A 23,519-nucleotide genomic window follows, 5' to 3' on the forward strand; every position below is an offset into this window, starting at 1 on the left:
CCTGGCTGGTGATGGTGGTGGAGCCTAGGAGAGTCGAACTCCTGACATCCGCCATGCAAAGACGGCGCTCTACCAACTGAGCTAAGGCCCCTTCGCCGATCAGGATACCTGGTACCGACCACCATTCCCGACCGGGTATCGCTCGCACGTAGCGCTCTCCGTAGGATGCCACGCAAGATTCGCGGCAGCGAAGCGAAGGGGAGAGCGAGATGGACGCAACACAGCAGGATGCCACCGCGCGCGCACGGGAGCTTCAGCGCAGCTGGTACGGGGAGCCGCTGGGGGCGCTCTTCCGCCGTCTCATCGACGATCTCGGTCTGAACCAAGCACGTCTCGCCGCCGTCCTCGGTTTGTCCGCGCCCATGCTCTCGCAGCTCATGAGCGGCCAGCGCGCCAAAATCGGCAACCCCGCCGTGGTCCAGCGGGTGCAGGCGCTGCAGGAGCTGTCCAGTCAGGCGGCCGACGGCAGGGTCAGCGCCGCCGAGGCCGCCGAGCGCATGGAGGAGATCAAGAAGTCCGCGGGGGGCTCGGTCCTCAACTCCACCCAGGCCACGGCGAGCACGGGGGCCCCGACCGTACGGCGAGTGGTGCGCGAGATCCAGTCGCTGCTGCGGTCCGTGGCGGCCGCGGGGGACATCATCGATGCCGCCGAGTCCCTCGCCCCCGCCCACCCCGAGCTGGCAGAGTTTCTCCGTGTGTACGGCGCCGGGCGGACCGCCGAGGCGGTCGCCCACTATGAGGCGCACCAGAGCTGACGGGCTGAACTGCTGACGAGTCGATGACGGGGCGGGCACGGCGCGATGGGTGAGATCTTCGCGGGCCGGTACGAGCTGGTGGACCCGATCGGGCGCGGGGGCGTGGGCGCGGTATGGCGCGTCTGGGACCACCGCCGCCGACGGTACGTGGCAGCGAAGGTGCTCCAGCAACGTGACGCCCATACGCTGCTGCGCTTCGTCCGGGAACAGGCCCTGCGGATCGATCACCCCCATGTGCTGGCACCGGCCAGCTGGGCGGCCGACGACGACAAGGTGCTGTTCACCATGGACCTGGTGGGCGGCGGCTCGTTCGCCCATCTGATCGGGGACTACGGCCCACTGCCGCCCCGCTATGTGTGCACCCTGATCGACCAGCTGCTCTCCGGACTGGCCGCGGTGCACGCCGAGGGCGTGGTGCACCGGGACATCAAACCCGCGAACATCCTGCTGGAATCCACCGGGACCGGGCGGCCGCACGTCCGGCTGTCCGACTTCGGCATCGCGCTGACCAAGGGCGAGCCGCGCCTCACCGAGGCCAACTACGTGATGGGCACGCCCGGCTACTTCGCGCCCGAGCAGATGATGGGCGACGACCCCGACTTCCCGGCCGACCTCTTCGCCGTCGGGCTGGTGACGCTCTATCTGATCACCGGACACAAGCCGGACGGGGAGGCGCTCGTCAAGCTCTTCGAGCAAGGGGTGCCGAACGCCCCCACCGGGATGCCCGAACCGCTGTGGCAGGTGATCGCCGGACTGCTGCAGCCGGACCCCGAGAACCGCTACCGCACCGCCACCGGCGCGCGGAAGGCGCTGGCGACCGCGGTCGACCTGCTGCCCGAGGCCGACCTGGACGACGATGCCATCGAGGTCTTCGACCAACTCGGGCCACTGCCCTCCGGATTCGGCCCCGACGGCCCCACCCGGCCGCGCCGCCGCCACGCGAAGGCCGACCCACCCCAGGGCAGCGGCACGGCGCCACCCCGGGCCCAGGCCACTGCCGACTCGGGCCCCGCCGACGAGGCAGCCCCCGGCCCCGACACCGCCGCTCCCCAGCAGCCGGCCGCCCCACGGCCGTCCATGTCCGACACCGGAAGCTTCACCCTCCCACCCCCGCTCCCCCGCAACGATCAGTCGCGCGCCCCGCATACCGAGGCCCCCGGGTCTCCTGGGACTCCGTCCTCCGGTGCTCCGCCCGCCGAAGTCCGGCACCCCGAACCCCCGCCCGCCCAGACGCCCCTGAACCGGACCCCACCGCACCGGACCCCACCGCCGCGGCCCGCGGGCCCACCGACGCCGATGCCCCCGCCGCCGAGCGCACAGCCCGCGACTCCGCCCCCGCCGGTCCAGCGGCCGTCGATACCCCACCCGCTGACCCCGCCGACCCCTTCGACGGCGGCCCCGATCCCACCGGCCCCACAGCCGCCCGTGCGCCATCCGCACCACGCACAACAGCAGCCTCCACACCCCGTACAGCCGGTGCAGCACCCGCACCCGCATACGCCCACCCCCGCTCCCGCTCCCGCTCCGAACGCGGCTCACACGCCGACACCGACGCCAACGCCGACACCCACGCCGACCCCGACACCGACACCGACACCGCCCCCGCGTGACTTTCCTTCTACTCGTCCATACACCGCGGAGCGGCCGCGGGTTCCCTCAGCGGCACGGCGGCGCCCCGGACCGTCCCGGAAAGCCACGCTCTCGATCCTGATCGTGGCGGCGCTGTGCTTCGCCATCGGCGCATGGGCCCTGGTGGCAGCGGGCTGACACGGCCCCAGGCCACAGCGACGAAGCAGGCCCCAGACCCCAACTACCAAGCAGGCGGCGGCCCGTACCGCTGCCGCGCCGAGGCCTGCCGCCGGGCGGTGAGCGTCCACGCCCCGAGCCCGAGCACCAGCACCGTCCCGGTGCCGATCCCCGCGTACCCCACCACCCGCAGCGCGTCCTTCGAGTCGGCGCCGGAGCCGGAACGCCCCATCCGGTCGCCTTCCGCCGCGAGCGGATGGCGCTTGGCCGCCCGCCGGTCGGCCGCCGTGAGGCCGAACCCCGCCTTGACCGGATCCTTGTCGTACGTGGGCCCGCCGCGCGCGTCGCCCGCGACCCGTACCCGCAGCACGACCGGCACCGGGCTGTTCAGATGCGGTGCCACCTGCGGCGGGTTGAGAGTGACCGCCAGGAAGTACCCGCCGCTGAAGCTCATCGCGCGGACCGTGGAGCCGGTGTTCGCATACCGGTTTCCGTAGGCCACCGGCGCGGTGGCGACCTGGGTGCGGGGCGACTCGCCGTCCTGCGCGGCGGGGGTGCCGCGCTTCGCGAGCCCGCGCGCCGGGTTGTAGGCGTGCAGCGCCAGGGCGCGGTCGAGCAGACGGGTGCTCTGGTCCTTGCCGTCGGCGGACAGTTCGGCGACGGCGGAGAGGCGCTGCCCCCAGTCCACGGGCACCCGGTAGAAGTGCGTCTCCCCCGGCGTGATCTGGTCGCTCCACACCCCCGTCCCCAGGGTCGGCGCGTCGGTGAAACCGCGCCCGCCGGGCCTCGGCAACGCAGTGCCGTCCGGTGCCTCGGGCGACGGCGAGCTCGAACTCCCCTCCGGGGCCGCCCCCGTGGCCCCGCCCTTCACCGGTGGCTCCACCATCAACCGGAGCTCCACGGGCCAGCGGTCCGGGTCCGGTGACCCGTCCTGGCGCTCCACCGTCACCACATAGCGCCCCGCCTGGTGGCAGGAGGCCGGGCCGGAGTTGATCTGGCGGGAGGCGTAGTCGGCCAGGGGATAGGCCACGCCGCTCGTCTCGATCTTCGGGGAGGCGGTGCCGCAGATGCCCCCGTCAGGGCTCTCCAGGGTCACCTTCACGCCATCGCGGTACGAGGTCACCTCCGCGCCCGGCCGCGGTGCCGCGACCGCCGAGACATAGGCGGCTGACTTCGTGTCGAGCGTCACGCCGTAGTACCGCTTCTCGCCCGGCCCGACGCTGTCGACATAGGTGCGGCCGACCGCCAGGGAAGGGGCGCCCGCGTCACCGCCGGAGCCGGATATCCGGGTGCCGTGGGTCTCGTACGCCCGAGCCCCGGCGGCGCCGTCGGCGAGGGACGTGCCCGGTGCCGCGGCCACCGCGCACAGCGCCGCCGCCGCGGCGAGACCGGCCCTGACCTTGCGACGGTCCTTCATCGCGCGTCACCCCTCGTCGTACCGGCCGGTCGGCCCGCTCAACCCCGGCCCGGTCGGGCTCGTTCGCCCCGGCCCGGCCGGCCCGCTCAACTTTGCCTGTGCAAGCTATTCGTTTGCGAGAGTGAAACACGAAGGCCCCCGTCATCCCATCCCCCCGGCCCCCTGTCATCCCATTGCCCCGACACCCCCGTCATCCCATCCCCCGACGCCCCACCGCTTCCCCGCCACGGCGCCAGTAAAGCCGACGGGGCCCCGACCGCTCCAGCGGTCGGGGCCCCGTACCGGGACTGTAGTAGGAGCTCACACACCCGAACCTGCGGGTACGGAGTCGGTCGCCTCCGTCCACAGATCCTGCTCGGCGCGATCCGCCTGGATCTGGCGGTACACGAGGAGCCCGCCGATGGCGGCCAGTGCGACCAGGAGCAGCTTCTTCACTGCGCTACCTCGTCTCTTTCTTGACGTAGGGGACCTCTGGCGCCCGATGATACACACCGACCGATACCGATCGGTGACCTATGACCGGCATTGGCCGACAAGAATCCGGGAAGGAAGCGGGGATCAACTCCCTGCCTCCATACGACATCAGCCTGGACGGAGAAGATCTCCACCCAGGCTGATCGCGTCGGTGGGGCTAACAGGACTTGAACCTGTGGCCTCTTCCTTATCAGGGAAGCGCTCTAACCGTCTGAGCTATAGCCCCGCGCTGCACCGAAAGATTAGCGCACCACCTGCCCTGTCCCAAAATCGGTAACGGGCGGCCCGCTACTCGTCCTCGGCCAGGGTCAGCTCGACACCGCCGACGAAGCCCGCCGACAGGTTGTAGATGAAGGCCCCGAGCGTGGCCAGCGCCGTCGCCAGCACCACATTGATCACGGCGATGATCCCGGTGAACCCCAGGACACGCGGAAGCGACAGGAAGGACTCCAGGTCGAACCCGCTGCCCTCCTGCGACTCCGTGGCGTCGCTGATGGTGCCGCCCACCGCGCTGAAGACGCCCATGGCGTCCATGACCATCCACAGCACCGCCACCGCGATCACGGTGCAGATCCCCAGCGCGATCGCCAGCAGGAAGCTGACCTTCATGACCGACCACGGATCGACCCTGGCGACCCGCAGCCGCGCCTTGCGGGTCCGCGGAGCCGGACGGGCCCCCGCGGACGTACGGGGGCGGCGGACGGCCGTGGCGGCCTGCTGGTGCCCCGTCTGGGCGGCCTGGGCCGACTGCCCGGGAACCGCGGAGCCGCCCCGTCCGGCCCCGCCGCCGGGCGGCGGGGCGTATGCCTGCGGCGGGTGGTACGGCTGCGCGGGCTGGGCGGGGGCGGGACGCTCGTTGGGGAGCGGGCTGGAGTACTGGGGCTTGGGGTGCGGATCGCGCTGCGGCCGCAGCTTCCGGGTCTCGGTCACCGCCGCGGCGGAGTCCCCGGCCGGGCCACGGGCGCCGTCCCCAGCGGTGTGACCGCCCGTCGGGGCTCCCGATCCCGGACGCCCTCCGGCGTCCGCACCGCCGCCCGCGGCACCCGTGGCTCCACTCACGACTTACTCCTCGGTCTCGTCGGCCGGGGGCGCTGTGCCCTCGGCCGCCTCGGACTCGGCCTCCTCGGCCGGCGCGTTCACGGTCGCGGTTTCTTCCTCGACCTCTTCGGCCTCACGACCGGCCTCGGCGTTCCGGGCGATGCCGACGACGGCATCGCGCTTGCCCAGGTTGATCAGTTGGACGCCCATGGTGTCACGGCCCGTCTCCCTGACCTCATTGACCCGGGTGCGGATCACGCCACCGCTGAGGGTGATGGCGAGGATCTCATCGGTCTCCTCGACCACCAGCGCCCCGACCAGGGAACCGCGGTCCTCGACGATCTTCGCCGCCTTGATACCGAGACCGCCGCGCCCCTGGACGCGGTATTCATCGACATTGGTCCGCTTCGCGTACCCGCCGTCGGTGGCGGTGAACACGAACGTACCGGGCCGGACGACATTCATCGAGAGGAGCTCGTCTCCCTCGCGGAAGCTCATGCCCTTCACACCGGAGGTCGCGCGCCCCATCGGCCGCAGCGAGTCGTCGGTCGCCGTGAACCGGATCGACTGGGCCTTCCTGCTGATCAGCAGCAGATCATCCGCGGAGGAGACCAGCTCGGCGCCGATCAGCTCGTCCTCGCGGCCGTCGTCCATCTCCCGGAGGTTGATCGCGATCACACCGCCCGAGCGGGGCGAGTCGTAGTCCTTCAGCGGGGTCTTCTTCACCAGACCGGACTTGGTGGCCAGCACCAGATACGGCACCGCCTCGTAGTCCCGGATCGCCAGGATCCGCGCGATCTTCTCATCCGGCTGGAAGGCCAGCAGATTCGCGACATGCTGACCGCGCGCCTCCCGGCCCGCGTCCGGAAGCTCGTACGCCTTCGCCCGGTAGACGCGGCCCTTGTTGGTGAAGAACAGCAGCCAGTGGTGGGTGGTCGAGACGAAGAAGTGGGAGACGATGTCGTCCTGCTTCAGCTTCGTCCCGCGCACGCCCTTGCCGCCGCGCTTCTGCGAGCGGTAGTCCTCGGTCTTGGTGCGCTTCACATAGCCGCCACGCGTGATCGTGACGACGATGTCCTCCTCGGCGATCAGGTCCTCGATGGACATGTCGCCGTCGAAGGGGACCAGCTTGGTGCGCCGGTCGTCGCCGAACTTCTCGACGATCGCGGTCAGCTCCTCGCTGATGATCTGCCGCTGCCGCTCGGGCGAGGCCAGGATCGCGTTGTACTCGTTGATCTTGGCCTGCAGCTCGTCATGCTCCTGGACGATCTTCTGACGCTCCAGCGCGGCCAGCCGCCGCAGCTGCATCTCGAGGATCGCGTTCGCCTGGATCTCGTCGATCTCCAGCAGGCCCATCAGGCCCTCGCGCGCGGTCTCCACCGTGTCGCTGCGCCGGATCAGCGCGATGACCTCGTCGATCGCGTCCAGCGCCTTGAGCAGACCGCGCAGGATATGCGCCCGCTCCTCGGCCTTGCGCAGCCGGAAACGGGTCCGGCGGACGATGACCTCGACCTGGTGGGTGACCCAGTTGCGGATGAACGCGTCCAGCGAGAGGGTGCGCGGCACACCGTCGACCAGGGCCAGCATGTTGGCGCCGAAATTGGTCTGCAGATCGGTGTGCTTGTAGAGGTTGTTGATGACGACCTTGGCGACCGCGTCCCGCTTGAGCACGATGACCAGGCGCTGGCCGGTGCGCGAGGAGGTCTCGTCACGGACGTCGGCGATGCCGCCGACCCTGCCGTCCTTCACCAGGTCGGCGATCTTCTGCGCGAGGTTGTCCGGGTTCACCTGGTACGGCAGCTCGGTGACCACCAGGCACTGCCGCCCCTGGATCTCCTCGACCTCCACCACCGCGCGCATGGTGATCGAGCCGCGTCCGGTGCGGTACGCCTCCTCGATGCCTTTACGGCCGACGACCAGCGCCCCGGTCGGGAAGTCCGGGCCCTTGATCCGGTCGATCAGGGCGTCGAGCAGCTCTTCCTGTGTGGCCTCGGGGTTGGCCAGGGCCCACTGGGCGCCCTCGGCCACCTCGCGCAGATTGTGCGGCGGGATGTTGGTGGCCATGCCGACCGCGATCCCCGCCGAGCCGTTGATCAGCAGGTTGGGGAAGCGGGCCGGCAGGACCGTCGGCTCCTGGTTACGGCCGTCGTAGTTGTCCTGGAAGTCGACGGTCTCCTCGTCGATGTCCCGGAGCATCTCCATCGACAGCGGTGCCATCTTGCACTCGGTGTACCGCATGGCCGCCGCGGGGTCGTTGCCCGGGGAGCCGAAGTTGCCGTTGGAGTCGACCAGCGGCATCCGCATGGACCACGGCTGGGCCAGCCGCACCAGCGCGTCGTAGATCGACGAGTCGCCGTGCGGGTGGTAGGTGCCCATGACGTCGCCGACGACGCGGGCGCACTTGTAGAAGCCCTTCTCGGGGCGGTACCCGCCGTCGTACATCGCGTACAGCACCCGGCGGTGCACCGGCTTGAGGCCGTCCCGGACGTCGGGCAGCGCACGGCTGACGATCACGCTCATCGCGTAATCGAGGTACGAGCGCTGCATCTCCGTCTCGAGGCCGACCGGCTCGACACGGAGGGCGGCGCCGTCGGCGAGCTCGTCGGGGGTCAGGTCGTCGGGCGTGTTCGGGGTGTTCTCGTCGGCCATTGCTGGTCAAAGTCCTTCTGTCGTCTGCGGCTGGGGGCCGACTCAGATGTCGAGGAAGCGGACATCCTTGGCGTTGCGCTGGATGAACGAGCGCCGTGCCTCGACGTCCTCACCCATGAGGACCGAGAACAGGTCGTCGGCCTGGGCCGCGTCGTCCAGCGTGACCTGGCCCAGGACGCGGTGGTCCTGGTCCATCGTGGTCACTCGCAGCTCTTCGGCGTTCATCTCGCCCAGACCCTTGAAGCGCTGGACGGAGTCGTCCCTGATGCGCTTGCCCTGCTCCCGGCCGGCCTGGATCAGCGCGTCCCGCTCCCGGTCCGAGTACGCGTACTCGACCTCGTCCCGACCCCACTTGATCTTGTAGAGGGGCGGGCGGGACAGGAAGACATGCCCCGCCTCGACCAGCGGGCGCATAAAACGGAAGAGGAAGGTCAGCAGCAGGGTGTTGATGTGCTGGCCGTCGACATCGGCGTCCGCCATCAGAATGATCTTGTGATAGCGGAGCTTGGCGATGTCGAAGTCCTCGTGCACCCCGGTGCCGAAGGCGGAGATCAGCGCCTGGACCTCGTTGTTCTGCAGGATCTTGTCGACCCGGGCCTTCTCGACGTTGAGGATCTTGCCTCGGATCGGGAGGATCGCCTGATACTGCGGGTTACGGCCGGACTTGGCCGAGCCGCCGGCGGAGTCACCCTCGACGATGAAGATCTCGCACTTCGACGGGTCATTGGACTGGCAGTCGCTCAGCTTGCCCGGCAGCGACGCGGTCTCCAGCAGCCCCTTGCGGCGGGTCAGATCGCGCGCCTTACGGGCCGCGACGCGGGCCGTGGCCGCCTGGATGCCCTTGCGGACGATGTCCGCCGCCTCGTTGGGGTTGCGGTCCAGCCAGTCGGCGAGATGCTCATTGACGATCTTCTGGACGAAGGTCTTGGCCTCCGTGTTGCCCAGCTTGGTCTTGGTCTGGCCCTCGAACTGGGGCTCGCCCAGCTTGACCGAGATGATCGCGGTAAGACCCTCGCGGATGTCCTCACCGGTGAGGTTGTCGTCGCGCTCCCGGAGCAGCTTCTTGTCGCGCGCGTACTTGTTGATCAGGTACGTCAGCGCTGCGCGGAAGCCCTCTTCGTGGGTGCCGCCCTCATGGGTGTGGATGGTGTTCGCGAAGCTGTAGACACCCTCGGTGTACTGGGTGTTCCACTGCATCGCGATCTCGAGGGAGAGCATCCGCTCCTTGTCCTCGGCCTCGAAGCCGATCACCGTGGGGTGAACCAGCTCGCCCTTGCGGGAGTTGAGGTAGGTGACGAAGTCGACGATGCCGCCCTCGTAGTGGTACTTCACGGAGAGCGGCTTGCCCTCCTCGTCCACATGGGCCTCGCGCTCGTCCTTGAGCGAGATCGACAGACCCTTGTTGAGGAACGCCATCTCCTGGAAGCGGCGGGCCAGCGTCTCGAAGGAGTACTCGGTGGTCTCGAAGACGTCCGGGTCGGCCCAGAAGGTGACCATGGTGCCGGTCTCCTCCGTGGCCTCGTTGCGGGCCAGGGGCGCGGTCGGCACACCGGTCTTGTAGTCCTGGGTCCAGCGGTAGCCGTCCGTCTTGACCTCGACCGAGACCTTCATCGACAGGGCGTTGACGACGGAGACGCCGACGCCGTGCAGACCGCCGGAGACGGCGTAGCCGCCGCCGCCGAACTTGCCGCCCGCGTGCAGGACGGTCAGCACGACCTCCACGGCCGGCTTCCCCTCCGAGGGGACGATGCCCACCGGGATCCCACGGCCGTTGTCGACGACGCGGACGCCGCCGTCGGCGAGGATCGTGACCTCGATGCTGTCCGCGTGCCCGGCCATGGCCTCGTCGACGGAGTTGTCGACGACCTCCTGGACGAGGTGGTGCAGGCCGCGCTCACCGGTGGAACCGATGTACATACCGGGTCGCTTGCGGACCGCCTCCAGCCCCTCCAGGACGGTGATCGCGCTGGCGTCGTACGACGGCGGAGCCAGGGCCTCGCCGTCGGGCGTGGACGGGATGTTTTCGATGGGGTTGCCGGAATCGGCCACGAAGCGCCCTTTCTGGCACAGCACAAGCCGTCTCCGGGCAGGCGGGAGCGGCTGCGTCGTTCAACATGTGTCCGCAAGCGCTCGGTGCGCCAGCGGCGACGGTGTACGGCCCCAGTCTACCGGTAGCGCCGACAAGAATGGGGGCTTGCTGGCGCCTGAGTCCGCATGTGCCGCCCTGAACCGGCCGCCGCCGACTCCCCATATGCGGGGACGGGCTCCAAGAGGCTCACGCCGCCACTCAGCGCTTCGGGCTGTCAACCACCGGCTACCGTGACCGGGGTCTCAGCAGCCACCCTGTTACCCCCGGTTAACACCAGGGCTCGAGCGCCGGTCAGCCGTAGGTGTCCCCCGGGCCCATGGAGCCCGGGGAGCGCAGCGGGCCGTAGCGCCGGGGCGGGCCGCCGGGACCCAAAACCTTGATCAGCTTGACCGTGCCCTGGCCCAGATCGGCGTTGAGCCGGGCCACGAGCTGGGGCGCGAGCAGTCGCAGCTGGGTCGCCCACGCCGTGGAGTCACAGCGCACCGTGAGCACCCGGGCGTCCTCGTCGTAGCGCTGTGGCTCGCAGTGCTGGGCCACCTCGGGGCCCACCATCTGGGGCCAGCGGCCCATCACCCCGCCGACCGCGGCCGGGGTCTCCCAGCCACGCTCGGTGATCAGCCGGTTGATCGCCGCACCGAGCGGAAGCGGATCGCGGCCATCGGCGCGCGCGCCGGAGCGCAGGCCCCCTCTGCGCGCCTGCTTCTTCTGCTGGGCCGCGGCTCCCCGGGCGCGCGCCTGCTCCTTGGCGGCGCGCAGCGCCACCCGGGCGAGATCGACCCCTGAGGGCTCGGGCACCGGCGAGGACCCAGGCGCCGCCGAGGGCCGCGCGGGCTGGTCCGTCCCGTCCGTCATACGGGCCGCACCTCGCCCTCGGACACCGCATAGCGCGTACCGGCCAGCACCTGCGGAACGTCGTCCTCCACCGCCGCGGTCACCAGCACCTGCTCCCCGGGGGCGACCAGCTCGGCCAGCCGCTCCCGGCGCCGCTCGTCCAGCTCCGCGAAGACGTCGTCGAGCACCAGCACCGGCTCGCCCGCCTCGGTGCGCAGCAGATCGTAGGAGGCCAGCCGCAGGGCGAGGGCGTACGACCAGGACTCGCCATGGCTGGCGTAGCCCTTCGCCGGGAGCCGGCCCAGCTTGAGCACCAAGTCGTCGCGGTGCGGGCCCACCAGCGTGACCCCGCGCTCGATCTCCTGCTTGCGGGCCTCGGTGAGGGCGGCCATCAACAGCTCGTACAGCTCCTCGCGGCTGCCCGCGCCGGCCAGCCCCTCACCGGCCGAGCCGCGGTACTCCAGCAGCACGGGGCCCCCGCCGGGGGCGAGTTGCTCGTACGCCTTGTCGGCGAGCGGCTGGAGCACGGAGATCAGATCGAGCCGCTGGGCGAGCAGCTCGGCACCGGCCCGTGCCAGATGCTGGTCCCAGACGTCGAGGGTGGACAGGGCCGCGTCGCCGCCCCCGCTGCGCGAGCCGTGGCGCCGGGCCAGGGCGGCGGTCTTCAGCAGGGTGTTGCGCTGCTTCAGCACCCGGTCGTAGTCGGAGCGGACCCCCGCCATCCGGGGTGCCCGCGCGGTGATCAGCTCATCCAGGAACCGCCGCCGCTCGCCCGGATCGCCCTTGACCAGGGCCAGATCCTCGGGCGCGAACAGCACCGACCGCAGGATCCCCAGCACATCACGCGGTCTGACCTGCGACGATCGATTGATCCGGGCGCGATTGGACTTGCCCGGGTTGAGCTCGAGCTCGATCAGCTGCTGCCGGTCCCCCTGGACGACCGCGGCCCGCACCACCGCCCGCTCCGCGCCCATGCGCACCAGCGGGGTGTCGGAGGAGACCCGGTGGCTGCCCAGGGTGGCGAGATAGCCGACGGCCTCGACGAGATTGGTCTTGCCCTGGCCGTTGGGCCCGACGAAGGCCGTGACGCCCGGGGCGAGCGCCACCTCGGCCCGGACGTACGAGCGGAAGTCGGCGAGCGAGAGATGCGTGACGTGCATAGTGGGCTGCGCCGACCTCCCCCGGCAGTACTGCTTGCTTCCGACCCCGAGGGGTGGTTACTTCTCGTTGCTCTCGACCGCGTGGCCACCGAACTGATTGCGCAGCGCGGCGACCATCTTCATCTGCGGCGAGTCCTCCTGGCGGGAGGCGAACCGGGCGAAGAGCGACGCGGTGATCGCGGGCAGCGGCACGGCGTTGTCGATCGCGGCCTCCACCGTCCAGCGGCCCTCACCGGAGTCCTCCGCGTAGCCCCGCAACTTGCCCAGGTGCTCATCCTCGTCCAGGGCGCGGACGGCCAGGTCCAGCAGCCAGGAACGGATGACCGTGCCCTCCTGCCAGGAGCGGATGACCTCGCGGACGTCGGTGACCGAGTCCACCTTCTCCAGCAGCTCCCAGCCCTCGGCGTACGCCTGCATCATCGCGTACTCGATGCCGTTGTGGACCATCTTGGCGAAGTGGCCCGCGCCGACCTTGCCGGCGTGGACCGCGCCGACCTCGCCCTCGGGCTTGAGCGCGTCGAAGATCGGCTGGACCTGGGCCACATGGTCGGGGGTGCCGCCGTACATCAGCGCGTAGCCGTTCTCCAGACCCCAGACACCGCCGGAGACACCGCAGTCGACGAAGCCTATGCCCTTGGCGTTGAGCTGCTCGGCGTGCTTCTCGTCGTCGGTCCAGCGGGAGTTCCCGCCGTCCACGACGACGTCGCCGGGCGACAGCAGCTCGGCCAGCTCATCGATGGTGATCTGGGTGGGGACGCCCGCCGGGACCATGACCCACACCACTCGCGGGCCCTTGAGCTTGTTGACGAGCTCATCGATGCTGTGTACATCGGCGACGTCCGGGTTGCGGTCGTAGCCGATGACGGTGTGGCCTGCGCGGCGGATGCGCTCGCGCATGTTGCCGCCCATCTTGCCGAGGCCGATGAGACCGAGCTCCATCAGTGATCCTTTGTGCCGTAGTCCGTTGCGTTTCGCGGTGAATCCGAGCCTACGCCCGCGGGTAGCCGCACAGATGTGGGCTACACCCGCTCATTCGCTCGGCTTTCAGCCACTCAGTCGGACCGGCATGATCAGGTACTTGTACGCCTCGTCCGCCTCGGCGTCCATGGCGGGCTTGCCACTCAGCAGGGCGGGCTTGGTCGAGGTGGTGAAGGACAGCTGGGCGACCGGCGAGTCGATCGCGCTGAGGCCGTCCAGCAGGAACGTCGGGTTGAAGGCGATCGAGATGTCGTCGCCGTCGAGCTGGGCGTCCACCCTTTCCACAGCCTGTGCGTCGTCGCTGGACCCGGCCTCCAGGATCAGCACGCCCTGCTCGAAGGTGAGCCGCACCGGGGTGTTGCGCTCGGCGACCAGGGCCACACGCTTGACGGCCTCGACGAACGGGGCGGTCTCGATCACCGCGACCGAGTTGAACTCGGTGGGGAAGAGCGTGCGGTACTTCGGCAGGTCGCCCTCGAGCAGCCGGGTGGTCGTACGGCGCCCGGCGCCCTCGAAGCCGATCAGGCCCTCGCCCGCACCCGAGCCGGAGAGCGCGAGCGCGACGGTGTCACCGCTGGTCAGCGACTTGGCGGTGTCGAGGAGCGTCTTGGCGGGCACCAGCGCGACGGCGGAGATGTCGGGGGTCTCGGGCTTCCACAGGAACTCGCGGACCGCGAAGCGGTAGCGGTCGGTGGAGGCCAGCGTGACGGTGTCGCCCTCGATCTCGATCCGCACCCCCGTGAGCACCGGCAGGGTGTCGTCACGGCCGGCGGCGATGGCGACCTGGGCCGCGGCGGAGGCGAAGACCTCACCGGGGACGGTGCCGGTCGCGGTCGGCATCTGCGGCAGCGCCGGGTACTCCTCCACAGGCAGGGTGTGGAGTGTGAATCGCGAGGAGCCGCAGACCACGGTCACCCGCACGCCGTCGCTGGAGATCTCCACAGGGCGGTTGGGGAGGGCTCGGCAGATGTCGGCGAGAAGGCGGCCGGAGACGAGGACCGTGCCGTCGTCCTCGATGTCGGCCTCCACCGAGACGCGGGCCGAGACCTCGTAGTCGAAGCCGGAGAGGCTCAGCGCGCCTTCCTCCGCCTTCATCAGAATCCCCGCGAGGACGGGCACCGGCGGTCGGGCCGGGAGGCTGCGGGCCGTCCAGGCCACCGCCTCCGCGAGTACATCGCGCTCCACCCGGATCTTCACCGTAAGCCGCCTCCTGCTGTTGCTGGCTCGCCCTGCTGGCCTTCGTCGTCGGCTGTGTTGCCGGAGACCAGTCTGACGCACGCCGCCGACAGTCGGTGCGGCTCCGGGTCAAGTCGGTGCGCGGGGTGTCGGGCGGCTCGGCCCGAGGTTGTGCACAGGCCCCACTTCGAAGCGATTTCCTCGCTATCTCTATGTGGTCGTAGTAGTAGGCCCTGTGGAAACCGTGGAAAACTCAATCAGCCCTGGTCAGAGGCACTTTTTTGTCCACCGGCCCTGTGGGCGGAGGCGGTGGACAACCAGGGCTTTCTGTGGATGCCGAAGAGTTCTGCACATTCGATACACAGACATCGCCCGGTTCTCCCCAGCGTCGTCCCCAGCTTTACCCACCTTCCCCACAGCCCAACCCGCCTCTTCGGTGTGACGCCTTTCACTCGGCCCGGTGACCGTGGCCGTTTCGTTGCCGAACAGTGGACAGCGGTGTGGAGAAGCTGTGGGCAACGGGCCTTCGGCTGTGGGTTGCCGGTGGACAAGCTGACGCGCGGCCTGTGGGCATCTCGATCGTCCACAGTCTGTGGACTTCGGTTAGCCACAATTCCACAACCGGCTGACCTCGGGGGATCCCCTTTCCGCCGGACAGCCTGTGGACGCTATCGGGACAACTCCCATGTCCCCAGGGTGTGGACGGTGGATGAGCCGTGGATCTGTGGAGAACCGGGCCGGCCGGGCAGGGAATCGAACAGCCTCGTAGCGGTGAACGACGAGGGACGTGAACGACGAGGGACGGCGATGCGGCGATGTGACGAGGGGGACGGCGATGTGACGAAGGGGGACGGCGAAGGGCGCCCCGGGAGATGTCCGTCCCGGAGCGCCCTTCAGCGGTTCGCGGTGGCCCTGCGGGCCCCTCTCAGCCGTTCTTGATGCGGTTGGTCAGCTCGGTCACCTGGTTGTAGATGGAGCGCCGCTCGGCCATCAGCGCCCTGATCTTGCGGTCCGCGTGCATCACCGTCGTATGGTCCCGGCCGCCGAACTGCGCGCCGATCTTGGGCAACGAGAGATCGGTCAGCTCCCGGCAGAGGTACATCGCGATCTGCCGTGCGGTGACCAGCACCCTGCTGCGGGAGGCGCCGCACAGATCGTCGACCGTGTGCCCGAAGTAGTCCGCGGTCGCGGCCATGATCGCGGTGGCGGTGATCTCCGGGGCCGCGTCCTCGCCGCCGGGGATCAGATCCTTCAGCACGATCTCGGTGAGTCCGAGGTCCACCGGCTGCCGGTTCAGGCTCGCGAAGGCCGTCACTCTGATCAGCGCGCCCTCCAGCTCACGGATGTTGCGGGAGATCCGCGAGGCGATGAACTCCAGCACCTCCGGCGGCGCGTTCAGCTGCTCCTGCACCGCCTTCTTACGGAGGATCGCGATGCGCGTCTCCAGCTCCGGCGGCTGCACATCGGTGATCAGGCCCCACTCGAAGCGGTTGCGGAGCCGGTCCTCCAGGGTGACCAGCTGCTTGGGCGGCCGGTCGGAGGAGAGCACGATCTGTTTGTTGGCGTTGTGGAGCGTATTGAAGGTGTGGAAGAACTCCTCCTGCGTCGACTCCTTGCTCGCCAGGAACTGGATGTCGTCGACCAGCAGGATGTCCATGTCGCGGTAGCGCTTGCGGAACGCGTCCGCCTTGCCGTCGCGGATCGAGTTGATGAACTCGTTGGTGAACTCCTCCGAGCTCACATAGCGAACCCGGGTGCCGGGGTAGAGGCTGCGCGCGTAGTGCCCGATGGCATGCAGCAGGTGGGTCTTGCCGAGCCCGGACTCGCCGTAGATGAACAGCGGGTTGTACGCCTTGGCCGGCGCCTCGGCGACGGCGACCGCCGCGGCGTGCGCGAAGCGGTTGGACGCGCCGATGACGAAGGTGTCGAAGAGGTACTTGGGGTTCAGCCGCGCGGTCGGCTCACCGGGGCCGGACGCGGGCGCGGGCTGAGCGGCGAGCGGGCCGGGGGCGCCGGTCTGCGAGGGCAGCACGGGCGGTCCCCCGCGGGCGCGCTCGAGCGGGTCGGGAAGATCGTGGCGCTGCTCGTACGGCGGGCGCTCGGGGCTCGCCCCGGGGCCGGGGATGCCACCGGGACCGCCGCCGTGGCCGTGGCCCGGCCCGGGGCGCTCGGCGCCCGGTCCGCGGTAGTCGCCGCGCGGCTGCTCGTACGGCTGCTGGTCATAGCCGGACTGCTGGTCGTAGCCGGACGAGGCGCGCTGGGAGGCGTACGGATCACTCTCAGGGAAGCCGCCGAGCCGGGGCTGCTGCCAGCCGTAGTCGTCACGGCCCCGCGGCCAGGCGCCCGGTTCGGGGCGCGACTGCTGATACCCGGGGTACGCGGGGCGGGCCGACGGAAGATCGTCCGGCGCCTGGCGGCCATAGCCGTCCCGGCCGTCGTAGCTCTCGTAGGACTCGCGCTGCTCGCGCTGGGGCTGCGGGGGGACGATCGGTTCGCCGGCGGACTCGTCCACGGTGATCGCGATGCGGATCGGGCGGCCGCACTCCCGGCTCAGCGTTTCGCTGACGACGGGGGCCAGCCGACCTTCCAGTACGCCCTTGGCGAATTCGTTGGGGACGGCGAGCAGCGCGGTATCGGCGACCAGCGCGAGGGGCTGGCACCGCTTGATCCAGTGCTCGTCCTTGGCCTCGACGCCTTGTCCGCCCTGCCCGGAGCCCTCTCCCAACAGCCGCTCGAGCACACGTGGCCACACTGCGGCAAGATCGGCGGGTACGTCAGCCACAGGGCACGCTCTCTCACTCGCTGGGTGGGGGACGCCGACAGGTCCCACGAATGCGTGGTTCTCGGGACGGGCGTGAAGGAATCGGAGCCCAGCCACGGTAGTCAGGCCGGGGTGCAGGGTTCAAGTCGTTGTCCACAGGGTGTGTACAAATGTGCCATGCGATGTCGCCGGGCGTTCCCTTGCCCCTAGGCTGTGGGGAGAAAGCGCGCTGTCAGGGTGTCGGCCACCGGTTTGACCGGATGGCGTAACCGCGCGTACCGTAACCAGGTCGAGTTGTCGATGGCTGCTGCTGCCTGCCTCCGATGGGCAAGGACTCACGGGCTGATGATCCGTGGTCGTGAAGCGGTGCACTCGGGCGTATTGCGAGCTACTCGTGGGCGCACGGTGACAGCCAAGCGATAGACCGCCACCATCCGATTCATTTCTGGAGCCCCCGAGTGAGCAAGCGCACCTTCCAGCCGAACAACCGTCGTCGCGCGAAGACCCACGGCTTCCGGCTGCGGATGCGCACCCGTGCCGGCCGCGCGATCCTCGCGTCCCGCCGTAGCAAGGGTCGCGCCCGCCTGTCGGCCTGAGCAGCCTGACTCAAGGTCCATGACGTGCTGCCTACCGAACATCGGCTGAGGCGGCGCGAGGACTTCGCGGCCGCGGTACGCCGAGGACGCAGGGCCGGGCGCCCGCTCCTTGTCGTGCATCTTCGTACCGGCCTCACCAGCGGTGATACGGACCCGCACGCATCCGGGGAGAGTGCTCCTCCGGCGCGTGCGGGTTTCGTCGTAAGCAAGGCGATCGGCGGTGCCGTCGTCCGCAATCTGGTGAAGCGGAGACTGCGCCATCTGATGCGGGACCGCATCGACCGATTTCCCGCAGGTAGCCTTGTGGTCGTACGGGCGCTGCCCGGCGCGGGTGAGGCGGGTCACGACCAGCTGGCCCGCGATCTCGACACGGCAGTGCAGCGGCTACTGGGAGGGGTGCCGCGATGAAGTACCCGCTGCTGTGGTTGATCAAGCTGTACCAGTGGACCATCAGCCCGATGCTGGGACCGGTCTGCAAGTACTACCCGTCGTGCTCGCACTATGGCTATACGGCCATCAACCGGCACGGCGCGGTAAAAGGAACGGCGCTGACGGCCTGGCGCATCCTGCGCTGCAACCCATGGTCACTCGGTGGCGTCGACCATGTCCCGCCCCGGAAGCGTCCGGTGTGGCACCAGCGGCTGCGGAACCGCCTCGGCGGGCATCCGGCTGTGGAGCCTGCCGCACAGCCCGAGACCCAGCCCAAAGCCCAAGGAGCCTGATTCGTGGACACGATCCTCGGTCCTCTTTATGACGTAGTTTCCTGGATCATCGTCCAGTTCCACTCGTTCTACAGCTTGATCTTCGATCGGGACAGTGGCTGGGCGTGGGGTCTGTCCATCGTTTCGCTGGTGGTGCTGATCCGGATCTGCCTGATCCCGCTCTTCGTGAAGCAGATCAAGTCGACGCGGAACATGCAGGCGCTCCAGCCCAGGATGAAGGCGATCCAGGAGCGCTACAAGAGCGACAAGCAGCGCCAGTCCGAAGAGATGATGAAGCTCTACAAGGAGACGGGTACCAACCCGCTCTCGAGCTGTCTGCCGATTCTCGCGCAGTCGCCGTTCTTCATCTCGCTGTACCAGGTGCTCAACCACATCGCGAACAACAAGACGGTCGGTGTCATCGACCAGTCGCTGCTGGACAGCGCCCGTAACGCCCATATCTTCGGCGCTCCGCTGTCGGTGAAGTTCATGGACTCGGCGTCGAAGGTCGAATCCCTCGGCGCCTCGCTGACCGACGTCCGCGTCGTGACGATCACCATGATCGTGCTGATGTCGGCCTCGCAGTTCTTCACCCAGCGCCAGCTGATGACCAAGAACGTCGACCTCACGGTGAAGACGCCGTTCATGCAGCAGCAGAAGATGCTGATGTACGTCTTCCCGATCATGTTCGCCGTCTTCGGCATCAACTTCCCCGTCGGTGTCCTCGTCTACTGGCTGACCACCAACGTCTGGACCATGGGCCAGCAGATGTTCGTCATCCGCCGGAACCCGACCCCGGGCAGCGTGGCCTTCAAGGCCCGCCAGGAGCGGCTGCGGGCCAGCGGCAAGCTGAAGGAGGAGCCGGTCGAGGTCGCCGCGAAGGAGGCCGCAGAGACGGCGCGCGCCAACCGTCAGCAGCCCAAGCGCCAGACCAAGGCGCAGCGCTCCACGACCGGCCACAGCAAGGCCAGCTCGCAGCCGGGTTCCTCGGCCTCCACGGAGAAGTCCACCGAGGACAAGCCCGCCGAGAAGCAGGGACCGGGGCAGAAGAAGGGCGCGCAGGGCGGCAAGCCGGCCGGCGGCGGCTCGGCTTCCGGCTCCTCCCGTGGCTCGAAGTCCGGCCAGCGCAAGGGCCAGCAGCGCCCCAAGCACCCGTCCAAGAAGTAACGAAGGAGTCCATCCGTGACGGAAGGCACCACCCCGGCAGCCGAGGGTGTCGACACCCTGACCCGCCTTGAGCAGGAAGGGGAGATCGCGGCCGACTACCTCGAGGGGCTGCTGGACATCGCGGACCTCGACGGCGACATCGACATGGACGTCGAGGCCGATCGCGCAGCGGTGTCGATCATCAGCGACTCGACCAGCCGTGATCTGCAGAAGCTGGTCGGCCGCGATGGCGAGGTGCTGGAGGCCCTTCAAGAGCTGACCCGCCTCGCGGTGCACCGGGAGACCGGTGACCGCAGTCGGCTGATGCTCGACATCGCCGGATACCGGGCCCGTAAGCGTGCCGAGCTGACCGAGCTGGGCACCAAGGCGGCCGAGGAGGCGAAGGGCACCGGGCAGCCCGTGAAGCTCAAGGCGATGACGCCCTTCGAGCGGAAGGTGGTGCACGACGCCGTGGCCATCGCCGGGCTGCGCAGTGAGTCCGAGGGCGAGGAGCCCCAGCGCTGCGTGGTCGTGCTTCCGGTCTGAAGCGGTTCCGCCTCGTGATCCACACGGCCCCGTCTGCACGCAGACGGGGCCGAATCTTGTCAGCCTTACATCATCGTTCAGCAGAGTGTTCGGAACGGAAGGACGGTCCCCGTGACGGAAGCAGCGGAGCTCCCCCCGGCGCCCCCCGAGGCAAGGGACGTATTCGGTGACCGTTTTCCGGAGGCCGTCCGCTATGGCGAGCTGCTGGCCGATGTGGGAGTGACCCGCGGGCTGATCGGCCCGCGGGAGGTACCGCGGCTGTGGGAGCGGCATCTGCTGAACTGCGCCGTACTCTCCGAAGTGGTGCCCGAGGGGGTCACCGTCTGCGATGTGGGCTCGGGGGCGGGGCTCCCCGGTATCCCGCTCGCCCTGACCCGTCCCGATCTCCGGATCACGCTGCTGGAGCCCCTGCTGCGCCGGACGAACTTTCTGCGGGAAGTGGTGGAGCTGCTGGGGCTGGAGCATGTGACGGTGGTGCGCGGCCGCGCCGAGGAGGTCCTCGGGAAGCTGACTCCGATGCATGTGGTGACGGCACGGGCGGTGGCCCCGCTGGACCGGCTGGCCGGCTGGGGGGTTCCGCTGCTGCGCCCGTACGGCGAGATGCTGCTGCTGAAGGGCGACACCGCCGAGGAGGAGCTGAAGCAGGCCCGCGCCGCGCTGGGCAAGCTGGGCGTAGTGGGGACCTCGGTGCTGCATGTCGGTGAGGGAATGGTGGACCCGCCGTCCACGGTGGTGCGGGTCGAGGTCGGGGAGAGCCCCGGAGGTGTGCGCTTCGCGGCGAAGCGGGCCAAGGCGGCTCGCCGGTCGCCGCGCCGTCGGCCCTAAATCGGGGGCATTGCTCCATACAAGCTGGCAAAACTACACATACCGGAGTGTCGCGACCCATCGACGAGTCCTCCCGTGCATCGTGTTTCACGTGAAACGTCGCTCTCTGCTGCATGGAATCATCAGTCGCGGTCGTGCGGCGGCCTTGCCCCGCGACCGCCGACCCCGTATGAACGTGGATTCATCCACAGGAGAACGGGCCTCGCTGGTTCACGACCCCAAAAGCATGGCAGGCTCTGCTTATTGCGAGCCTGATGTCGAGGAGAGTGAATCCTTGCGGTCCGACGCCAACATCGCGGGGCCGATGACCGATCCGGTCCCCGGCCCCCGTACTGAATCGCCGGGGGAGGATGTTTCACGTGAAACGCCGCCTCCGATGGACGACACCCCTATCGGCCGTGCAGCTCAGCTGGCTGTCGAAGCCCTGGGCCGAGCCGGTGAGGGGCTGCCCAGGCCGGAGCAGACCCGGGTGATGGTGGTCGCCAACCAGAAGGGCGGGGTCGGGAAGACCACGACTACGGTCAATCTGGCCGCCTCGCTCGCCCTGCACGGTGGTCGCGTGCTGGTGATCGATCTCGACCCACAGGGCAATGCCTCGACGGCGCTGGGGATCGACCACCATGCCGAGGTTCCATCGATCTATGACGTGCTGGTCGACAGCAAGCCGTTGTCCGATGTGGTGCAGCCGGTCCCGGATGTGGAGGGCCTCTTCTGCGCTCCGGCCACGATCGATCTCGCCGGTGCCGAGATCGAGTTGGTCTCCCTGGTGGCCAGGGAGAGCCGGCTTGAGCGGGCCATCGAGGCGTACGAGCAGCCGCTGGACTACATCCTGATCGACTGCCCGCCCTCGCTGGGCCTGCTGACGGTCAATGCGCTGGTGGCCGGCGCGGAAGTGCTGATCCCGATCCAGTGCGAGTACTACGCCCTGGAGGGGCTGGGGCAGCTGCTGCGGAATGTGGATCTGGTGCGGGGCCATCTCAACCCCAAGCTCCATGTCTCAACGATCCTTCTCACCATGTACGACGGTCGTACCCGGCTGGCCTCCCAGGTCGCCGACGAGGTGCGGAGCCACTTCGGTGGTGAGGTGCTCCGGACGAGCATTCCCCGGTCGGTGCGCATCTCCGAGGCCCCCAGCTATGGGCAGACCGTCCTCACCTATGACCCGGGGTCGAGTGGGGCGCTCTCCTATCTGGAGGCGGCCCGCGAGATCGCCCTCAGAGGTGTTGGCGTGCACTACGAAGCCCAGCACGCCCATGCCTTGCCCGAGCTCAGCCAGCACGACCAGCACAGCAGCATGCAGGAGGGGATTCAGTGAGTGAGCGACGCAGAGGACTGGGCCGTGGGCTCGGTGCCCTGATCCCTCCCGCGCCGAAGGGGACGGACAATGCCGCCTCCTCGGCGGGGGCGGGAACGGTCACGACGACCGGGGCCACCACCTCACCGACCGCGGTCCCGGTGCTCACCCAGGAGCGCGGAGTGGCGGCGGCCAAGGTGGCCGGACTGGCCACACAGACCGTTCCACAGGAAACCGAGCCCGCGCCACAGGAGCAGGAGCCCGAGGCCGCCGCCCCGGAGGCGATGCCGGAGGAGGTGGCCGGGGCTCACTTCGCCGAGCTGCCGCTGGATTTCATCACCCCCAACCCGCGGCAGCCCCGTGAGGTTTTCGACGAGGACGCGCTGGCCGAACTGGTCACCTCGATCCAGGAGGTCGGTCTCCTCCAGCCCGTCGTCGTACGACAGTTGGCGCCGGAGCGCTATGAGCTCATCATGGGCGAGCGCCGCTGGCGGGCTTGTCGTGAGGCCGGGCTGGAGAAGATCCCCGCGATCGTCCGGGCCACCGATGACGAGAAGCTCCTCCTGGACGCGCTGCTGGAGAACCTCCACCGGGCCCAGCTGAACCCTCTGGAAGAGGCGGCGGCGTACGACCAGCTGCTGAAGGACTTCAACTGCACGCATGACGAGCTGGCCGACCGTATCGGGCGCTCGCGTCCGCAGGTCTCCAATACGCTGCGGCTGCTGAAGCTCTCCCCGTCCGTCCAGCGCAGGGTGGCCGCCGGGGTTCTCTCCGCGGGCCATGCTCGGGCGCTGCTCTCCGTGGACGACCCGGAGGAGCAGGACCGGCTGGCCCATCGCATCGTCGCCGAGGGGCTCTCGGTGCGTGCGGTGGAGGAGATCGTCACCCTGATGGGGTCGCGCTCGGGTGGTACGACCAAGCCCAAGAGCCCGAGAGCGGGTGCCAGAGTGTCCCCCGCGCTCACGGATCTGGCCTCACGTCTCTCCGATCGGTTCGAGACGCGGGTGAAGGTCGACCTCGGCCAGAAGAAGGGGAAGATCGTCGTCGAGTTCGCCTCAATAGAGGATCTCGAGCGGATCCTCGGCGCGCTGGCCCCCGGTGAGGGGCCGGTGCTGGAGCAGCCGCTCTCCTCCGAGGACGGAGCGGACGAGGACGAGTGAGGCGCTGCCCGTGCGGTTCATGCCGTACGGAAGGGCAGCGCGGGGCGGGGGGGGGGGGGGGGGGGGGGGGGCCCCCCCCCCCGGGTTGGCCCACGCGGGGTAGGTGGGGAAACAGGCCGCGGGAGAAGAGGGGGGGGGGGGGGGGGACCCGTGGGGGGGGCCCCCCGGGGGGGGCGC

At 69.4% G+C, this 23,519-nt stretch carries 20 protein-coding genes and 2 tRNA genes; 10 read left to right on the plus strand and 12 right to left on the minus strand.

Features of this window, described 5'->3' with window-relative positions:
* Positions 1 to 15: 15 nt before the first annotated feature.
* Positions 16 to 91, minus strand: a tRNA-Ala gene (locus J2Z30_RS46610).
* Positions 92 to 209: 118 nt separating this feature from the next.
* On the opposite strand from J2Z30_RS46610, the gene J2Z30_RS46615 reads away from it, so the two are divergent.
* Entirely contained in the window at positions 210 to 755 is a 546-nt protein-coding gene (locus J2Z30_RS46615; protein ID WP_044572566.1) for a helix-turn-helix domain-containing protein, read from the plus strand.
* A gap of 45 nt (positions 756 to 800) precedes the next feature.
* Entirely contained in the window at positions 801 to 2,522 is a 1,722-nt protein-coding gene (locus J2Z30_RS46620) for a serine/threonine-protein kinase (protein WP_044572568.1), read from the plus strand.
* A gap of 43 nt (positions 2,523 to 2,565) precedes the next feature.
* On the opposite strand, the gene J2Z30_RS46625 is transcribed toward J2Z30_RS46620, so the two are convergent.
* The 11 genes from J2Z30_RS46625 to dnaA all read right to left on the minus strand — a co-directional run bounded on the left by J2Z30_RS46625 (position 2,566) and on the right by dnaA (position 17,095).
* Complete coding sequence (locus J2Z30_RS46625; protein ID WP_044572571.1) at positions 2,566 to 3,918, minus strand: hypothetical protein; 1,353 nt, start codon at positions 3,916 to 3,918, stop codon at positions 2,566 to 2,568.
* Between the two features lie 300 nt (positions 3,919 to 4,218).
* The gene (locus tag J2Z30_RS46630; RefSeq protein ID WP_003958712.1) at positions 4,219 to 4,353 is read right to left on the minus strand and encodes a DLW-39 family protein; all 135 of its coding nucleotides are present in this window, start codon (positions 4,351 to 4,353) and stop codon (positions 4,219 to 4,221) included.
* A gap of 191 nt (positions 4,354 to 4,544) precedes the next feature.
* Positions 4,545 to 4,618, minus strand: a tRNA-Ile gene (locus J2Z30_RS46635).
* A gap of 62 nt (positions 4,619 to 4,680) precedes the next feature.
* On the minus strand, positions 4,681 to 5,451 hold the full coding sequence (locus J2Z30_RS46640) for a DUF3566 domain-containing protein (RefSeq protein WP_044572572.1): 771 nt from the start codon (positions 5,449 to 5,451) through the stop codon (positions 4,681 to 4,683).
* A gap of 3 nt (positions 5,452 to 5,454) precedes the next feature.
* Positions 5,455 to 8,079: a DNA gyrase subunit A gene (gene gyrA, locus J2Z30_RS46645; RefSeq protein WP_044572574.1), complete on the minus strand. Its 2,625-nt coding sequence runs from the start codon at positions 8,077 to 8,079 to the stop codon at positions 5,455 to 5,457.
* 42 nt (positions 8,080 to 8,121) lie between these two features.
* The gene (gene gyrB, locus J2Z30_RS46650) at positions 8,122 to 10,152 is read right to left on the minus strand and encodes a DNA topoisomerase (ATP-hydrolyzing) subunit B (RefSeq protein ID WP_044572576.1); all 2,031 of its coding nucleotides are present in this window, start codon (positions 10,150 to 10,152) and stop codon (positions 8,122 to 8,124) included.
* A 307-nt stretch (positions 10,153 to 10,459) separates the two neighbouring features.
* Complete coding sequence (locus J2Z30_RS46655; RefSeq protein WP_044572577.1) at positions 10,460 to 11,020, minus strand: DciA family protein; 561 nt, start codon at positions 11,018 to 11,020, stop codon at positions 10,460 to 10,462.
* On the minus strand, positions 11,017 to 12,159 hold the full coding sequence (recF, locus tag J2Z30_RS46660) for a DNA replication/repair protein RecF (RefSeq protein WP_044572580.1): 1,143 nt from the start codon (positions 12,157 to 12,159) through the stop codon (positions 11,017 to 11,019). The genes J2Z30_RS46655 and recF overlap by 4 nt, the downstream gene beginning before the upstream one ends.
* Positions 12,160 to 12,216: 57 nt before the next feature.
* Positions 12,217 to 13,098, minus strand: a complete 882-nt coding sequence (gnd, locus tag J2Z30_RS46665; RefSeq protein WP_044572582.1) for a phosphogluconate dehydrogenase (NAD(+)-dependent, decarboxylating) — start codon at positions 13,096 to 13,098, stop codon at positions 12,217 to 12,219.
* Positions 13,099 to 13,203: 105 nt separating this feature from the next.
* Complete coding sequence (gene dnaN, locus J2Z30_RS46670) at positions 13,204 to 14,334, minus strand: DNA polymerase III subunit beta (protein ID WP_044572584.1); 1,131 nt, start codon at positions 14,332 to 14,334, stop codon at positions 13,204 to 13,206.
* Positions 14,335 to 15,238: 904 nt separating this feature from the next.
* Positions 15,239 to 17,095: a chromosomal replication initiator protein DnaA gene (gene dnaA, locus J2Z30_RS46675; RefSeq protein WP_078956776.1), complete on the minus strand. Its 1,857-nt coding sequence runs from the start codon at positions 17,093 to 17,095 to the stop codon at positions 15,239 to 15,241.
* Positions 17,096 to 17,532: 437 nt separating this feature from the next.
* Here dnaA and rpmH point away from each other — a divergent pair, with 437 nt between their 5' ends.
* The 8 genes from rpmH to J2Z30_RS46715 all read left to right on the plus strand — a co-directional run bounded on the left by rpmH (position 17,533) and on the right by J2Z30_RS46715 (position 23,342).
* Entirely contained in the window at positions 17,533 to 17,670 is a 138-nt protein-coding gene (rpmH, locus tag J2Z30_RS46680) for a 50S ribosomal protein L34 (RefSeq protein ID WP_003956500.1), read from the plus strand.
* Between the two features lie 24 nt (positions 17,671 to 17,694).
* A complete protein-coding gene (gene rnpA, locus J2Z30_RS46685; protein WP_037954594.1) occupies positions 17,695 to 18,078 on the plus strand; it encodes a ribonuclease P protein component in 384 nt (127 codons plus the stop codon).
* Positions 18,075 to 18,392 carry a membrane protein insertion efficiency factor YidD gene (yidD, locus tag J2Z30_RS46690; RefSeq protein WP_020869966.1) on the plus strand — a complete coding sequence of 106 codons (318 nt, stop codon included), beginning with the start codon at positions 18,075 to 18,077 and terminating at the stop codon, positions 18,390 to 18,392. The genes rnpA and yidD overlap by 4 nt, the downstream gene beginning before the upstream one ends.
* 3 nt (positions 18,393 to 18,395) lie before the next feature.
* Positions 18,396 to 19,538 carry a membrane protein insertase YidC gene (gene yidC, locus J2Z30_RS46695; RefSeq protein WP_044572596.1) on the plus strand — a complete coding sequence of 381 codons (1,143 nt, stop codon included), beginning with the start codon at positions 18,396 to 18,398 and terminating at the stop codon, positions 19,536 to 19,538.
* 15 nt (positions 19,539 to 19,553) lie between these two features.
* The gene (locus J2Z30_RS46700; RefSeq protein ID WP_044572598.1) at positions 19,554 to 20,063 is read left to right on the plus strand and encodes a Jag family protein; all 510 of its coding nucleotides are present in this window, start codon (positions 19,554 to 19,556) and stop codon (positions 20,061 to 20,063) included.
* Between the two features lie 111 nt (positions 20,064 to 20,174).
* A complete protein-coding gene (gene rsmG / locus J2Z30_RS46705) occupies positions 20,175 to 20,888 on the plus strand; it encodes a 16S rRNA (guanine(527)-N(7))-methyltransferase RsmG (RefSeq protein ID WP_044572600.1) in 714 nt (237 codons plus the stop codon).
* A gap of 226 nt (positions 20,889 to 21,114) precedes the next feature.
* Positions 21,115 to 22,203 (plus strand): ParA family protein, encoded by a 1,089-nt coding sequence (locus J2Z30_RS46710; protein WP_078956777.1) that lies wholly within the window; start codon positions 21,115 to 21,117, stop codon positions 22,201 to 22,203.
* Positions 22,200 to 23,342, plus strand: coding sequence for a ParB/RepB/Spo0J family partition protein (locus J2Z30_RS46715; RefSeq protein ID WP_044572605.1), 1,143 nt, complete (start codon positions 22,200 to 22,202; stop codon positions 23,340 to 23,342). The genes J2Z30_RS46710 and J2Z30_RS46715 overlap by 4 nt, the downstream gene beginning before the upstream one ends.
* Positions 23,343 to 23,519 lie beyond the last annotated feature (177 nt).

The sequence above is a fragment of the Streptomyces iranensis genome (assembly GCF_017874715.1).
GTDB classification, from domain to species: domain Bacteria; phylum Actinomycetota; class Actinomycetes; order Streptomycetales; family Streptomycetaceae; genus Streptomyces; species Streptomyces iranensis.